The 15,862-nt window shown below is 41.1% G+C and carries 13 protein-coding genes; 7 read left to right on the top strand and 6 right to left on the bottom strand.

Annotated elements, in window-relative coordinates:
- Nucleotides 1-271 precede the first annotated feature (271 nt).
- The 4 genes from H9648_RS16925 (at nucleotide 272) to H9648_RS16910 (ending at nucleotide 4,758) form a co-directional block, all read left to right on the top strand.
- Nucleotides 272-961, top strand: coding sequence for a response regulator transcription factor (locus tag H9648_RS16925; RefSeq protein WP_191754981.1), 690 nt, complete (start codon nucleotides 272-274; stop codon nucleotides 959-961).
- A complete protein-coding gene (locus H9648_RS16920) occupies nucleotides 958-1,962 on the top strand; it encodes a sensor histidine kinase (RefSeq protein WP_191754980.1) in 1,005 nt (334 codons plus the stop codon). The genes H9648_RS16925 and H9648_RS16920 overlap by 4 nt, the downstream gene beginning before the upstream one ends.
- A gap of 98 nt (nucleotides 1,963-2,060) precedes the next feature.
- Nucleotides 2,061-2,822, top strand: a complete 762-nt coding sequence (locus H9648_RS16915; protein WP_191754979.1) for an ABC transporter ATP-binding protein — start codon at nucleotides 2,061-2,063, stop codon at nucleotides 2,820-2,822.
- Nucleotides 2,812-4,758 (top strand): ABC transporter permease, encoded by a 1,947-nt coding sequence (locus H9648_RS16910; RefSeq protein WP_191754978.1) that lies wholly within the window; start codon nucleotides 2,812-2,814, stop codon nucleotides 4,756-4,758. The genes H9648_RS16915 and H9648_RS16910 overlap by 11 nt, the downstream gene beginning before the upstream one ends.
- 478 nt (nucleotides 4,759-5,236) lie before the next feature.
- Here H9648_RS16910 and H9648_RS16905 read toward each other — a convergent pair whose 3' ends face one another.
- Nucleotides 5,237-6,013: a 3-hydroxybutyrate dehydrogenase gene (locus tag H9648_RS16905; RefSeq protein WP_191754977.1), complete on the bottom strand. Its 777-nt coding sequence runs from the start codon at nucleotides 6,011-6,013 to the stop codon at nucleotides 5,237-5,239.
- A 24-nt stretch (nucleotides 6,014-6,037) separates the two neighbouring features.
- Nucleotides 6,038-7,324, bottom strand: a complete 1,287-nt coding sequence (locus H9648_RS16900) for a GntP family permease (protein ID WP_191754976.1) — start codon at nucleotides 7,322-7,324, stop codon at nucleotides 6,038-6,040.
- Nucleotides 7,325-7,491: 167 nt separating this feature from the next.
- Here H9648_RS16900 and H9648_RS16895 point away from each other — a divergent pair, with 167 nt between their 5' ends.
- Together H9648_RS16895 and H9648_RS16890 are read left to right on the top strand one after the other, a co-directional pair.
- The gene (locus H9648_RS16895; RefSeq protein ID WP_191754975.1) at nucleotides 7,492-8,373 is read left to right on the top strand and encodes a LysR family transcriptional regulator; all 882 of its coding nucleotides are present in this window, start codon (nucleotides 7,492-7,494) and stop codon (nucleotides 8,371-8,373) included.
- Between the two features lie 101 nt (nucleotides 8,374-8,474).
- Complete coding sequence (locus tag H9648_RS16890; protein ID WP_191754974.1) at nucleotides 8,475-8,891, top strand: carboxymuconolactone decarboxylase family protein; 417 nt, start codon at nucleotides 8,475-8,477, stop codon at nucleotides 8,889-8,891.
- Between the two features lie 376 nt (nucleotides 8,892-9,267).
- Here H9648_RS16890 and H9648_RS16885 read toward each other — a convergent pair whose 3' ends face one another.
- The 3 genes from H9648_RS16885 to H9648_RS16875 form a co-directional block, all read right to left on the bottom strand.
- Nucleotides 9,268-9,882, bottom strand: a complete 615-nt coding sequence (locus H9648_RS16885) for a hypothetical protein (protein WP_191754973.1) — start codon at nucleotides 9,880-9,882, stop codon at nucleotides 9,268-9,270.
- A 167-nt stretch (nucleotides 9,883-10,049) separates the two neighbouring features.
- A complete protein-coding gene (locus tag H9648_RS16880; RefSeq protein WP_191754972.1) occupies nucleotides 10,050-11,612 on the bottom strand; it encodes a UDP-N-acetylmuramoyl-L-alanyl-D-glutamate--2,6-diaminopimelate ligase in 1,563 nt (520 codons plus the stop codon).
- Nucleotides 11,613-11,882: 270 nt separating this feature from the next.
- Nucleotides 11,883-12,218 carry a zinc ribbon domain-containing protein YjdM gene (locus H9648_RS16875; protein WP_191754971.1) on the bottom strand — a complete coding sequence of 112 codons (336 nt, stop codon included), beginning with the start codon at nucleotides 12,216-12,218 and terminating at the stop codon, nucleotides 11,883-11,885.
- A gap of 239 nt (nucleotides 12,219-12,457) precedes the next feature.
- On the opposite strand from H9648_RS16875, the gene katG reads away from it, so the two are divergent.
- Complete coding sequence (katG, locus tag H9648_RS16870; protein WP_191754970.1) at nucleotides 12,458-14,677, top strand: catalase/peroxidase HPI; 2,220 nt, start codon at nucleotides 12,458-12,460, stop codon at nucleotides 14,675-14,677.
- 134 nt (nucleotides 14,678-14,811) lie between these two features.
- Here the strand turns inward: katG and H9648_RS16865 are convergent, their stop codons facing one another.
- The gene (locus H9648_RS16865; RefSeq protein WP_191754969.1) at nucleotides 14,812-15,696 is read right to left on the bottom strand and encodes a radical SAM/SPASM domain-containing protein; all 885 of its coding nucleotides are present in this window, start codon (nucleotides 15,694-15,696) and stop codon (nucleotides 14,812-14,814) included.
- Between the last annotated feature and the right edge of the window lie 166 nt (nucleotides 15,697-15,862).

Genomic DNA, 15,862 nt, shown 5'->3' with positions numbered 1-15,862 from the left:
ATCACTTTTCCTTTCATCATTGTGAAGTTGGTTGGAGCGTAAGATGCGAGACTCCTGCGGGATCAGTGGGACAGTTGAGACTCCTAACAGCGCAAAGCGCTAGGAGGCTCAACGCACACCCCGCGGAAAGCGAGCGATCTGAAGTGGAAACCAACCACTTTCAAGAGCTCCGAAGCATATGAAAACCAATTAAAAAAATGCACATCCTAGAAAATATCCAAGTTTTGCTATACACTAAAAAACATATCAAGTAATGATGTGGTGATAATAGATGTTTAAAATTTTGCTTATTGAAGATGATTTGACGCTATTCAGCGAGATCAAGGAACGATTGTCTCAATGGTCGTATGAGGTATATGGTATTACTGACTTTGGACGGGTGATGCAGGAGTTTACAGAAATTAAACCTGACCTTGTTGTCATCGATATACAGCTGCCGAAGTTCGATGGCTTTCATTGGTGTCGTAACATTCGATCGCATTCTAATGTGCCGATCATCTTTTTATCTTCGCGTGATCATCCGAGCGATATGGTCTTATCCATGCAGCTTGGTGCAGACGACTTTGTCCAAAAACCGTTTCATTTTGAAGTCTTGATCGCAAAGATTCATGCGATTCTCAGGCGTGTTTATAATTATAATACAGACACTGTTAGCCTTAAAACGTGGTGCGGCGCTCAAATTGATTATGAAAAGAATACCGTAACAAACGAGAAAGGTTCCGTTGAACTGACTAAGAATGAAGTGTTTATTCTTAAACTTCTGATCGAGCAAAAGAATAAAATTGTTAGTCGCGACAATCTCATCAACAGCTTATGGGACGATAAAAAGTTCATTAGTGACAATACCCTCACCGTGAATGTGAATCGTTTAAGAAAACGTCTAGAGGAAATCGAACTCGGGCAATTTATCGAGACGAAAGTAGGACAAGGCTATCGTGCAATAGAAGAGGATTCTGTATGATTAAACGCTTTTTAATCGAACGCGTCAGTTGGATTTTTCTCTTTTTATTACAGCAGATCATCTTCCTCTTGATCGCCTATCTCGATTCATCGATTCCTCTTTCTGCTGTTGGCTATATCGTGTTCATCTCATTAATCGTCTTTGTTATCTTTCTTTTTTCTCGGTATCAAAAAGAAACAGCCTTCTTCAACCAGCTCGAGGAAAGGGAAAATGATTTTGACCTTTCTAATATGTCATCACCTTCTTCGCCTTTTGAGAAAATCGTTGAAAACAGCATCATCGAACAAACGAAGCATTTAAAACAAACCGCTTCTGAGAACCGTTTATTGATCGAACAGGAAAAGGACGATCTCCTAGCCTGGATCCATGAGGTTAAGACGCCTCTAACGGCCATGCATCTGATGATTCAGCGGATGGACGATACGCCACTAAAAGGAGATCTGACCTACGAGTGGCTTCGTATCCACCTTCTGCTTGATCAGCAGCTCCATCAAAAGAGGATTCCTTTTATTAAGAACGATCTTTATATGGAAAGGACGGAGCTTGAGACACTGCTCTTTTCTGAACTGAAAACACTGCAATCTTGGTGCATTCAAAAAGGAATTGGCTTCAATTTCGATCTTCAAGTTCATCATGTCTTAAGCGATGCAAAATGGCTAGCTTTCATCGTTCGTCAGATATTAACGAATGCTGTGAAATACAGCCATTCTTCAGAAATCATCATTAACAGCTATAGCTTGAACGACAGAAACTATTTAAGAATTCAAGACTTTGGTCGAGGAATTGATACAAAGGATATGCCTCGTATCTTTGATAAAGGGTTCACGTCAACAACAGACCATCAAGATCAAGCTTCCACCGGCATGGGGTTATATTTAGCCAAAAAAGCAGCCGAATCCCTACATATTCAACTCTCTGTAGAGTCAAAGCGTAATGAAGGAACAACCGTTACACTCGCTTTCCCAAAAAGAAATGAGTTCGATCAAACGATGGGCATGTGACGAAAGTGTCACATGCTTTTCTGTTTTGTTATGTGAAAAGAAGGAAAAGGACTGAAATGCTTTCTATAATGAAACTATCAGAGAGGGGTAATTAGATTATGAGTATATTGAAAGCAGTTAAGCTTCATAAGAGCTATGGAAATAAAAATAATAAACAGCACGTCCTAAAAGGCATTGATCTTTCCGTTGAAAAAGGTGAGTTCATCAGTATCATGGGAGCATCCGGATCCGGTAAAACGACATTGTTGAACGTTCTATCCTCTATCGATCAAGTAAGCGAAGGAACGATTCAAATCAACTCATTTGAGATGACAGCTATGAAGGAAAAACAGCTGGCAGAATTCAGAAAGAACAACCTTGGCTTCATCTTCCAAGATTACAACCTTTTAGATACATTAACCGTTAAAGAAAATATTCTGCTGCCGCTTTCGATCACCAAAACACCGAAAAAAGAAGCTGAAAAGAAATTTAATCAAGTCGCAACAGAGCTCGGTATTTCTGAGATAAAAGATAAATATCCGAACGAGATCTCAGGTGGCCAAAAGCAGCGAACATCTGCGGCACGCGCATTCATTCATGAGCCAAGCATCATCTTCGCGGATGAACCGACGGGTGCTCTCGATTCCAAGTCTGCGTCTGACCTTCTCAACAAATTAAGCGGTCTTAACGAGAACAGACAAGCGACAATTTTAATGGTGACGCATGATCCTGTTGCAGCAAGCTACTGCAGTCGTGTGGTTTTTATAAAAGACGGACAGATCTACACGCAGCTTATGAAAGGAGAACAGGATCGACAGAGTTTCTTTAAGGATATTATGAAAACGCAAGGTGTTTTAGGTGGTGTTCAGCATGAACATTAATCAATTGATCTTTCGAAATTTAAAGAAAAACCTAAGAAGTTATTATCTATATGTTTTTGCTTTAGTGTTCAGTTCTGCCCTTTATTTTGCTTTTGTGACTCTGCAATATGACCCATCGATGGATTCTGTTGAAGGTTCAGTAAAAGGTGAAGCAGCCATTCGAGCCGCTTCTATCTTGCTGGTCGTGATCGTATCCGTCTTTTTACTTTACGCGAACAACATCTTTATCAAACGACGCAGTAAAGAGATCGGTTTGTTTCAATTAATCGGGATGACAAAGGGTAAGATTTTTCGCATTCTTTCTATTGAAAACTTATTTCTCTACTTTGGATCCCTATTAATCGGAATCTTTGCAGGATTTTCGTTCTCAAAATTAATAATTCTCGTTTTGTTCAAGACGACGGGTGTTGATTCGATCGCATCACTACGGTTTTCACCACAAGCTCTTGTACAAACGGTTATCGTTTTCACAGTCATCTATCTGTTGATCATGATCATGAACTATACATTCATTAAAAGGCAGACCATCCTATCCCTATTCCGTGTCACTTCTTCTACAGAAATCACAGTGAAAAAACTATCTCGCTTCGAGATGGTGATGGGAATAGTGGGTCTTGTTCTGATCGCGACAGGTTACATCGTATCTTCCAAACTGTTCGGCGGCGATTTTACAACGATGCCTCAATTATTTGGAGCAATGATCTTCATTTTGGCTGCCGTCATTCTAGGTACGTACTTCTTTTACAAAGGCTCTGTTAGTTTTCTGCTAAACCTAGTGAGAAAGCGAAAAGGTGGATATCTTTCCATTAACGAAGTGATGTCACTCGCATCCGTTATGTTCCGCATGAAGTCGAACGCACTTCTGCTTATGATCATTACAACCGTCTCAGCGCTCTCAATCGCTTTGTTGTGCCTTGCATACATCTCGTATTATTCTGCAGAGAAAACAGCTGAAAATAACGTTCCACATGACTTTTCAATCATCGATAGAGAGTCAGCAGATACGTTTCAAGCTGCTTTAGAGAAGAACAATATTCCATATTCGGAAAAATCGATTGAAGTGATCCAGGTGACAGTTAACGCATCGCAGCTTATTGATCGAAGCTTAGAAGAACTCGTAATCGATCCAAAAGCGATGGCGCTCCCTTTAGTTAGCGAAAAGTCAATATCCGGCATGGACGTTTCACCGGATGAAGTGGTCTTTACCGGCTATGACGACCTGCTTCAAAAATTTATGCCATTAAAGAGCTCTGGTTCTATTAAGATCAAAGGAAAGACAGAAACGCTCACTCAACGTTATGCAGGCTTAGAAGATGATTATCCCGTCTCCTGGTATTTCACAGCCGGAGGTGTTCCAACCGCAATCGTTGATGATGCAATTTTTAAGAAGATGAAAAAAGATATCGATCCTAAGGTCCAAAAAGAATCCAGCCTCTATATTGGGATCGACATTAAAAATAAAGAACAACTGGAAGAGGCAGATAAACTGTTTAAATCAACCGAAACGTATAAAAAGCTATACAACGAATCTCGTCATGAGATCAGCACGAATCAAAAGAAAAACATGGGACTCATGATGTTTATCGTAGGTTTCCTCGGACTAACTTTCCTCGTCACCTCAGGGTGCATCCTCTACTTCAAACAGATGGACGAGGGAGAAAGTGAAAAGCCGAACTATATGATTTTGCGAAAACTAGGTTACACCCAGAGTGATCTGTTGAAGGGCATTCAGTATAAGCAGCTCTTTAATTTTGGAATTCCACTGTTGGTCGGCTTGCTTCACAGCTATTTCGCCGTACAATCTGGCTGGTTCCTGTTCGGAGCTGAACTCTGGACACCAATGAACATCGTCATGGTCGTGTATACGATCCTCTATTCAATCTTTGGGGTGCTGTCTGTTCTTTATTATAAGAAAGTGGTTAGGGAAGCACTTTAGAGTATGATATTGAAGCTCGTGGGAGAGTTAGGTTACGCTTCTGGATGCTTGCTTTCCTTACAACACGTCAAATGAATAAAAAAAGTACAAAAACCGACTAAAAAATGGTGATTTTAGTCGGTCTTTTCTTTGTTTACTATCTCGAGTGATCTTTGTGGCACATAGTTCAATACTTGAAGGTAAAAATGATGTTTTTTGTGGCTCATAGGTGATTTCAGTTGATACCACAAGGGGTATTCACCAAGATAATTCCGGAAATCCCAGCCATAATCCCTGAAATTTTTGAATTAATCCGGCGAGTTTTGCCCATAATCCCGCGAGTTTTCCTCATATATCGGCGAGTCGACAACGTTCGACTAGTACCACCTCTGCATATACCCTCACCCCTAGCAAAACAACAGCCGCCTCCCACTCCACTTTATACACAAAATGAAAACCCCAGCCAAAATACATGGCTGAGGTTCATCAAAACTAAAAATTATTGAGCTGTATAACCGCCATCGATTACGATTGCTTGTCCAGTTACACTTTTCGCTTTGTCGCTTGATAGGAACATCGCATAGTCTGCGATCTCACTAACTTCCATAAGACGTTTTTGAGGAACTAGTGGATAGATAACTTCTTCAAGCACTTTATCTAATGAAACGTTTCTTGTTTTCGCTAAATCTTCCATCTGACCACGAACAAGCGGTGTGTCCACGTAACCTGGGCAAAGTGCGTTTACCGTAACACCTTCTGCTGCTGATTCAAGTGCAGCAACCTTTGTAAGACCGATTACTCCGTGCTTAGCACTATTGTAGGCTGCTTTTCCAGCGAATCCGATCAAACCATTGATGGATGAGATGTTGATGATACGGCCGAAACCTTGTTGCTTCATGATCGGCATTACATGCTTCGTTGCGATGAATGGTGCTGTTAGCATGATTTTGATCATAAGTTCGAACTTAGCTGTTGGAAACTCTTCGATCGGTGAAACGTGCTGAAGACCAGCGTTGTTGATCAAAACGTCAACACGGCCATACTCTTTGTGTGCTGTTTCGATCATGCTCTTGATGTCTTCTTCACTTGTAACGTCCGCTTTCAGGCCGATCGCTTCAAGTCCAAGACTCTTTAATTCTTCTGCAGCCTTTTTAACGCCTTCTTCATTAAGGTCTGTTAAGACTACTTTGCTTCCGTTTTGAGCGAATGTTTTTCCGATTTCAAATCCGATACCACTTGCAGAACCTGTAATAACGACTACTTTATTTTCTACCATACTATACTCACTCCTAAAAAGTTTTTATATAATTCCCATGCTTGCCATAATGATTCCAACAATTACGGCAATGGTAGGGATGATTAAAGCGACAACAAATACATCTTTGTACGTTTCCTTATGAGATAACTGTGTTACCGCAAGAAGCGTTAACAGTGCTCCATTATGAGGCAGGATCGATGCTCCAGACGCAATGGATGCCATTCTATGGAACGCCTCAGGACTCATGCCTGTTGACTGAGACAAATCATAGTACGTTCCGCCAAGAGCTTGTAATGCGATTCCCATACCACCTGATGCTGAACCTGTGATCATCGCTAAAAGCTGTACGACTAGTGATTCAGATACGAGCGGGTTGCTAGAGATTCCTAAAAGCATATCTGTGATATTGTCGAAGTCCGGTACACTCGTTACAACCGCACCGAATCCAACTGCAGCACTCGTATTGATGATTGCCATTACAGAACCTTTAGCACCTTCGTTCATAGAAGGGATGAACGTTTTGTATTGCTTGATATTGATAAGAAGAATAGCTAGAATTCCAGCTAACAACGAAGGAATTGGAGCGATTTTTAAGAAATTAAGTAAAATAACAACAACGATTAAAGGGACTAATGATAGAATCCAGTTTGGAAGGTTCTCCTCATCTTCATCTTCATTCTCTTTTGATTTATTTGGTTCGGTATACTTTTCACCAGCTGCTGTTAAACGGTTCTCTCTGAACTTCAGCCAGAAATAGCCGCCAACTGCCATGATCAGCGTAGCTACAATACCGATAATGGTACCCGCCATAGGGGTTGTCTTAAACGTGTTCATCGGTATTAAGTTTTGAATCTGTGGTGTTCCTGGTACAGCAGTCATCGTAAAGGTGAATGCCCCAAGAACAATCGTAGGTGCGATCAATCTTCTAGAGATATCGGCTTTTTTAAACAATGCCAATGCGATCGGATAGATCGCGAACACGACGACAAACAAACTTACGCCACCGTAAGTTAAGACAGCTGATGCTACCAAAACTCCGAGAATCGCTCGTTTCTCACCTATAAACTTTGTAAACTGAATCGCAACCGATTTAGCAGCTCCCGTGTCTTCCATCAACTTACCGAGTACCGCTCCTAATAAGAAGATCGGAAACCAAGCTTTTGCGAAATCTACAAAGCCAGTCATATACGTATTGGTATACGCGTCCATCAAGTCTAATCCACTCATTAGAGCAACGATACCCGCTACAATTGGAGCGACCCAGATGATCGACCAGCCCAGGTAGGCAAAAAACATGAGTAGAGCCAGACCTATTATGATACTAATCAAAATCTTTCCTCCTTTTTTATATAGAAAGAGTGCGCTTTCATCTATTAGCACTTACTTTTCAAAAGTTTTTATTGCACGAAGGACATTTTACTCCTGTGTATTTATTAAGTAAAATGAATTATAACTATAGATAGTATGCACAAAAGTTATAGAATGGAGTTCTCCATATGGATATTCGACAATTGACCTATTTTCACGCTGTAGCCAAACATAAAAGCTTCACGAAAGCTTCAACCGTACTGCATTTATCTCAGCCTAGTCTTAGTAAAATGGTAAAAAGTTTAGAAGACGAACTCGAGATGGAATTGATCGATCGCTCTTCTAGACAAATTGAACTAACAGAAGCCGGCGAGATCGTTTTTGAACAAAGCAAGATGATTCTAGAGTCTTTGGACAATCTTTCATCGAACCTTTACGACTTAATGAACTTAAAAAAAGGGAAAATCAAAATTGGAATCCCACCTCTTATCGGCTTCTTATTTTTCCCTAAAATCATCAAGAAATTCAAAGCTTCATACCCTGAAATACAGATTCAGCTCGTGGAACATGGCGCAAACCGTGTGCAGCAAGAAGTGAATGACGGTCTCTTAGATCTAGGGGTTGTCGTAATGCCCTTAAATGAAGATAAACTTGAGATCGTTTCTTTCTTAACCGAACAGCTCATGTTGTTTGTTCATCACTCTCATCCGCTCGCTGATAGAGAAAAAGTAACGATGAAAGAATTGGAGAATGAATCTTTTATTATCTTCAAAGAAGGCTTCACCCTGCATGATCGTGTTATCGAAGAATGTATTACAGCTGGCTTTCATCCGAAGATTTCCTATGAAAGCTCACAATGGGACTTTATCAGCGGTATGATCGGGGAGAACTTGGGGGTTTCCATCTTTCCAGAATCGATTGCAAAAAAGGTAGATCAAAATTTGATTAAAGCCATTCCGATCGTTGATCCCTCCCTGCCTTATAAGCTAGGTATTATAAAAAAGAAAGATAAATACGTTACGTATGCGACTCGAGAATTTATTAATATGCTTTCACCATTTAGCGAATGATATATAACTAAAATGCATGACTTATATGAATTATATGTATTTTACGAATAGATTGAGTAGAGATAAAGTAATTCCTATACAAATTATAGGAGGCACTACTCATGGAAAAAGATCGTTATCAAAATGGACTAGATAAGTTAATGGAGTATACGTTAACGGATAACAAAGACATCTCAACGCACTTAAAAATCTCGGATGACCTGCAAGATATCGCGCCAGATGTAGGAAAATACATTATTGAATTCGCGTACGGCGAGATCTATTCAAGAGCAGGACTGACGAACAAGCAACGAGCGCTTGTAACGATCTCTTCTCTTGTGACACAAGGAACGGAGCCACAATTGGAGCTGCATATCAATACAGGGCTGACGGCAGGACTAACGAAGGAAGAGATTGTGGAAAGCATTACGCACTTAATTCCGTATACTGGATTTCCACGTGTGCTGAACGCGTTAACGGTTGCGAAGAAAGTTTTTTCCATGCGCGATGAAGAAGTGAGTGAATCACAGGCACATTAAGAAAAAGTAGCTATCCGTTTTGCAGGGTAGCTACTTTTTTTGTTATGTCTAGAAGATTTGAAAGAGGTTGCTTTGCGCTCCAGGATGCTCGCTTTCCGGGGGGCGTGCGGTGAGCCTCTTAGCGCTCTGCGCTGTTAAGAGTCTCACCTGGCTTGTTACAGTGGCTAGCCCCTCGAGGTCAAAAGTTAAATGGCTAAGAAGGCAAAGTGCGCCTTCCAACCCATTCACCTTTTGCTTGTCGGGGCTGAACTAGCCACTTGCACTCTTCGAAATGTCCCGCTGATTCCCCAGGAGTCTCTCACCTTACGCTCCAATCAACTAATCAATGATGTCTTGGGGGTGTCTATGTTTTAGTACTAGCCATTTCACTAGGCATTTACAAGAAATCTCCTTCTTCTGTTTGTTCCAGTTGCTCAGAATTACTTGGAGCGTCTTTATATTCGATGTCGTATTTTTTGCTCAATAATTCCATCTCTGCGTGATAAGCGTCTACCAATTGGAAGTATTCTTCTAATTTTAGATTAGACTGTGTCATCAGATTTTCATCTTGTTGTTCTAACGCTTGTCTTTGCAAAATTATGCCTTCGTAAAATGTTTCGGTAGCTTTTACGATTTGCTTCTTCATTCCTACTAATTCTTTTCCTTGAACATCGATGATCTTCGCTTGGGTTACTGCTTTTTCATAAGCAGGAATCGTATTTTCCACTAACTCCAAATACATCGTCTCGTCGTCGGTATAATTTCCGCCTGAAACGCTAGCTAAAGAATCAAAGGCTTGTACTTCAAAGGTAGATACTGCTGCCACGTCCACATTGATAAATTTCAAAACAGCATCTTGCTGTTCTTCCGTATTGATCGGCTCAGAAAAGCTTTGTGTTTCCTCTTCATTCTGCGTTACTTCATTGCTCGTCCGATTTAAGGCCATTTCGCTTGAGTTCGCACCTGTCACAATTGAACTCACTAAAAAAGATACTAAGAAAAGTGTATTCACGCTGTCAGCTCCTTCGACATTTTGTAAGTATTAACCAATACCCGGCTTGTTTAGGGGTTATGCCCCATAACTGTAAAAAGAGAGTGTTTGATGCTTCGTTTATGGAAAATACAACGAGTAAAAACCCCGCTATATCCATAACGGGGTTCATGTTTAACTAAACTTTTTTACAATACGTTTCTCTTTTTAGGCGGAGCCCATCTTATTTTAGAAGAAGCAAACATTCTTCCGCTCTTCGACACTTTTTTACTTCTAAAGAAGTCTGCAATGATGTCTTTGTCGGAGTGAGGAATCTTCTCGCCTTTAACAATCTGAGCACCATTAATACAGCCACTCGTGAGGAGAACGATGTCATTTTCTTCACTAAGAGATAATGCCTTAATCACCGCATCATGACGAGTAAGTTCTGAGTGAATGTTAGGTGCATCAGGATTTTTGAACCCTCTCATCACGTGGCCAACAATTTCACTCGGATCGTTATATCCGGGATGGTCTACAGATACGACGATTTCATCGGCTTGGTTCTCAATCGTTTCTGCCATTTTTGGCATCTTTTCTTTATCTCTTATTCCGATGCCCATTACTAGCACAATCAATCGACTGTATGGCAGCTTTTTCACTTCTGTTACAAGGTTTTGTAACGCAACAGGAGTGTGTGCGTAGTCCAAAATAATCTTACGCTTTTGCTTATGAATGATTTCAAATCTTCCTTCAGGTCCTGTCATTTCAGGCAGAACATAAAGCATTTTTTCTAATGGAATTCCAATATGCAAACCTGTACAGATTGCAGAAAGGAGATTCGCTATATTATAAGATCCGTAAAATGGTGTTATTACAGAATAACGTTTTTCGTGAACGGATATGGTAAATGAAGTGCCGTTAGCTACCTGCTTAAGGTCCGTTGCAATCACATCCGCACCGCTCTCTTCATTCATGCTGTACGTTAGCAGAGGACCTGCAAACAACTCAACGATTTCTTTACCCATTCCCTCATCATCGATGTTCACTACTGCTTTTTTTGCTTGTTTAAATAACTTCAACTTTGCTTGTTTGTAGTTTTCAAACGTATGATGAAACTCTAAATGTTCTGGCGACAAGTTTGTGTGAATTGCTACATCAAAATCGATACCTGCTGTTCGTTTTTGTTCGATTCCAACAGAAGTGACCTCCATCGCAGCGAGTTGATCGCCATTCTCTACAAACTGTTTGAAGATGTGATGAAGATCAGGCGCTTCAGGCGTAGTTGGCGTTGACTGTTTCATGTTCAGATTTCCTGTAGAGGAAATCATTCCGGTAGTTCCGATCGAACCGGATTTTACATCACAAAGGTTCATCAACGATCTCACATAAGCTGCGACCGTCGTTTTACCATTCGTCCCTGTAATACCAACTGTTATTAATTTTTCATGTATACGTTCGTTAAATAGGATAGATAATTGAGCCATAAATACACGAGCATCTTCAACGAGTATGAATGTAACATCACGATATGTTTCGCTCGCCTCTTTTAAAATCGATTTATTTTCACCGGTCACCACAACTGCACCGTTCTCGATGGCACTATCAATAAAGGTGTGACCGTCAAATTGTTCTCCAGTTATACAGACAAAGGAAGAGTTATTCATTACGTTTCTGGAATCAAAGCAGACAGAAGAAATGGTTTGCTGTGTGCTTCCCCAAATTTCCCGAATACCTAATTGCTGCTTTTTTTGTTCAAAATGTATATTCATTCTGCCTCTCCTTTTGCGATCAATCTATGAATAATTACTATATTAGAATATAAAGGTTTGTATTTAAAATTTTTATGCACACATACTTTCTTTAAATACCCTAAGTATTCGATTGTTAACCTTTTTTTATTTATGTTTCTCCATCTTTTTTTGAGAAAAAATGAGCGTTAAATACTGGAAGGACAGGGATTAGCGAGTTGGGATCTTGAGGAGTAGGATTATTTTACGAAAAAAAAATAACCACCGGAGAATGGTGGTTAATCAGAATCTCTATATCTTTTTTACAAACTCAGACTTCAATTTCATCGCGCCAAATCCGTCGATCTTACAATCAATATCATGATCGCCTTCAACGAGACGAATTCCTTTTACTTTCGTGCCGATCTTAATAACAGAAGATGTACCTTTGATTTTAAGATCTTTAATAACAGATACAGAGTCACCGTCTTGAAGGATGTTTCCGTTCGAATCTTTTACAACCTTCTCGTCAGATTCGCTCTCTGTTTCGTGAGCCCATTCATGAGCACACTCGGGGCATACGAGAAAAGCTCCATCCTCATACACATAAGCAGAATTGCATTTTGGGCAGTTTGGTAGGTTAGACATCTATGTAGTCCTCATTTCTTATAGTTATTGTTCATTTTACCACAATGAATTTCACTCAAGACTTCTTCCAGAGTTCGCGTTTTACACATAACTCATAATGTGACAACCAAAAGTGCATTACGCTTTGAATCCACATACCTGTCCACTATAATTGAGTTATCATAATAATCAAATATTTAACATCATGGCTTTTCGTGTTTTGCAATTTTTAAGTTCCAAAAAAGGAAGGGGAAATTGTAATGGAAAACAACAACAAGCCCGATCAAAAAGAGCACACATCTGCAGGTCAATGTCCTGTCACACACCACAAGGATAGTGCGATTACGACATCTAGAGCTCCTCATGGAACGATAAATAAGGATTGGTGGCCGAATCAGCTCAATCTAAATGTTCTTCGCCAACATGACAAAAAATCAAATCCGATGGGAGACGACTATAATTATCGTGAAGAGTTCTCCAAACTGGATTATGACGCACTGAAGAAAGATCTTCATGCATTGATGACGGACAGCCAGGATTGGTGGCCGGCGGATTATGGTCACTATGGTCCTTTCTTCATCCGTATGTCTTGGCATGCTGCAGGTACATACCGTACGGCTGATGGACGGGGTGGCGGCGGATCAGGTTCTCAGCGCTTCGCACCTCTAAACAGTTGGCCAGATAACGTAAACCTTGATAAAGCTCGCCGTCTTTTATGGCCGATCAAACAAAAATACGGCAACAAGATCTCATGGGCAGATCTCCTTGTTTTCACTGGTAACGTAGCTATTGAATCTATGGGGTTAAAAACGTTTGGTTTTGCTGGCGGTCGTGAAGATATTTGGCATGCAGAAGAAGATGTTTATTGGGGATCGGAAAAAGAATGGTTAGCAGACAACCGTTATTCGGGTGACCGTGAGCTTGAAGACCCGCTCGCTGCTGTTCAGATGGGTCTGATCTACGTGAACCCTGAAGGGCCGAACGGAAAGCCTGATCCACTCGCAAGTGCTCGTGATATTCGTGATACGTTTAGCCGTATGGCGATGAATGACGAAGAAACGGTTGCACTTATCGCAGGTGGGCATACCTTCGGAAAAGCCCATGGCGCAGGCGATCCATCTCTAGTAGGAGACGATCCTGAAGCAGCAGACATCGAAACACAAGGACTAGGCTGGCTTAGCCGTCACGGAAGCGGAAAAGGACGCGACACCATTTCGAGTGGTGTTGATGGAGCTTGGACATCGAACCCAACACAATGGGATAACGGTTACTTTGATCTTCTGTTCGGTTACGAGTGGGAGTTAACGAAGAGTAGAGCAGGCGCTTACCAATGGAGTCCTGTTGATGTGACAGAAGAACACATGGCTCCTGATGCAGAAGACCCTTCAATCCGTGTGAAGACGATGATGACAACAGCTGATATGGCATTGCGTATGGATCCGGACTATGAAAAAATTTCTCGCCGTTATTACGAGAATCCAGATGAATTCGCTGATGCCTTTGCACGTGCATGGTTCAAATTGCTTCACCGTGACATGGGGCCGAAAGTTCGTTATCTAGGCCCTGAGGTTCCAGACGAAGAACTCATCTGGCAAGATCCTGTTCCGAGTGTAGATTATGATCTATCAGCATCTGACATCGCTCAGTTAAAAGAAAAGATTCTAAATACAGGATTATCGGTGAGTGAGCTCGTCAAAACGGCATGGGCTTCAGCAAGCACGTACCGTGTTTCTGATATGCGCGGAGGTGCGAACGGGTCACGCATCCGTTTAGCTCCTCAAAAAGGTTGGGAAGTTAACGAACCCCAACAGCTGGAGAAAGTGCTAGGAATCTATTCTGATCTACAAAACCAACTCGACACGAAGGTGAGTCTAGCCGACTTGATCGTTCTTGGCGGAAGTGCTGCTGTTGAAAAAGCAGCAAAAGATGCGGGCTTTGATGTAACGGTTCCATTTACACCTGGACGTGGTGATGCAACGCCTGAACAAACGGACGCTGTTTCTTTTGATGTACTTGAGCCGGTATCAGACGGGTTCCGCAACTATCAAAAGAAAGAATATAGCACAAGCCCTGAAGAGATGTTTGTAGACAAAGCACAGCTACTAGGTCTCTCTGCACCTGAAATGACCGTCCTCGTCGGAGGTCTTCGCGTTCTTGGGACAAACTATAAGAATACGAAACACGGTGTATTCACAGACCGTGTTGGCACGTTAACGAATGACTTTTTCGTAAACTTGCTCGACATGGGCGTGGAGTGGAAATCAAAAGGCTTTAACGAGTACGAAGGCCGCGACCGTAAATCAGGAGAAGTGAAGCGAACAGCTTCCCGCTTTGATCTTGTGTTCGGGTCCAACTCAGAACTTCGCGCACTCGCTGAAGTGTATGCGCAGAACGACAACCAAGAAAAATTCGTACGCGACTTTATCGCAGCATGGGTAAAAGTGATGGACGCTGATCGATTTGATTTTAAATTAAAATAATAGATAATGAACGCACCTAATCACGATTTCTGATCAGAATTTGCTGCTTCAGAGTTCTTGAGATTAGGTGCGTTTTTTCTCATAAAAAAAGACAGGGTACCTCCCCGCCTTAAATGTCTAACATGTGTTTCGTTCTATTTACCGAACCGCTTACGATAACCACATTTTCTGCAAAGTTCCTCAACAGCTTCTCTTCGCGAAAAACCATCTACAAGATTATTTGCTCGGTCACCTTCAATAATAGATGAAAAGTGTGTTTCATTAATATTTCCTAAGTTGATAACACCTTCTCCATCTAAGCAGCATGGAATGACTGTACCGTTCGCCAGAATACCCGCTTGATTGCGGAGGCCGTAGCAGAATCCTTTTCCGTCATCCTCTTCCTCATGAAGTGCCGGCCATTTAAACTCGTAATCTTGATTGATGAAAATTTGATCAGCCAGTTTAATTCCTTTACCCGGCGTGAGCTTTTCTTCAATTCTAAATCCGAGATTAAATTCGTTTTCAATAATCTCAAGCAGCTGACGGTTACGCTGTTTTTCCAAGTTCGTCGCATTGTCTTGCGTCAGGTTCCAAAGCCTTAAAGAAACAAATAACGGAGATTCCCTCGTTGCTTCTTGTACAAAAGAAAGAATCGTTCTTACGTATTCTTCTTTATCCGTCATACTCTGACCGACGTGGCCATCAAAACTATGAAGAGAAAAATTCATCTGTCTGAGCGCAGGCTTATTGATAAGCTTGTCCCAATTCTTTTTGATGAGCGTTCCATTCGTAGTGATATTAACTTTAAACCCTCTTTCATGGGCTAAGTCTAACAGCTGATCGATTTTCGGATGAAGCAGTGGCTCACCTTTTACATGCAAATAGATGAAATCAGTATAAGGCTTGATCTGGTCTAATCGTTTTGTAAAATCATCAACAGAAATGAACTGCTTGGCTCGTTCAGTTGGAGGACAAAAATGACACGCCAAATTACAGATGCTTGTAATTTCTATATAGAACTTCTTAAATCTTTTCAAAGTATTTCCTCATTTCGCAAACTCATTATACATACACCAAAAGCTTTTGTGCACGTAAGCTACCTGCTTTTTTAACTCTTTCTTATTAGAGCACAATTCATAAAAAAGATAAACGTGTTATGAGGAAATTGACGATAGAAACGCAATGTTAGTTGTTGGGGTGGTA

It is taken from the genome of Fictibacillus norfolkensis (assembly GCF_014836645.1).
Taxonomy (GTDB): Bacteria; Bacillota; Bacilli; order Bacillales; family Fictibacillaceae; genus Fictibacillus; species Fictibacillus norfolkensis.
This window is presented reverse-complemented; position numbering and strand designations above follow the sequence as displayed.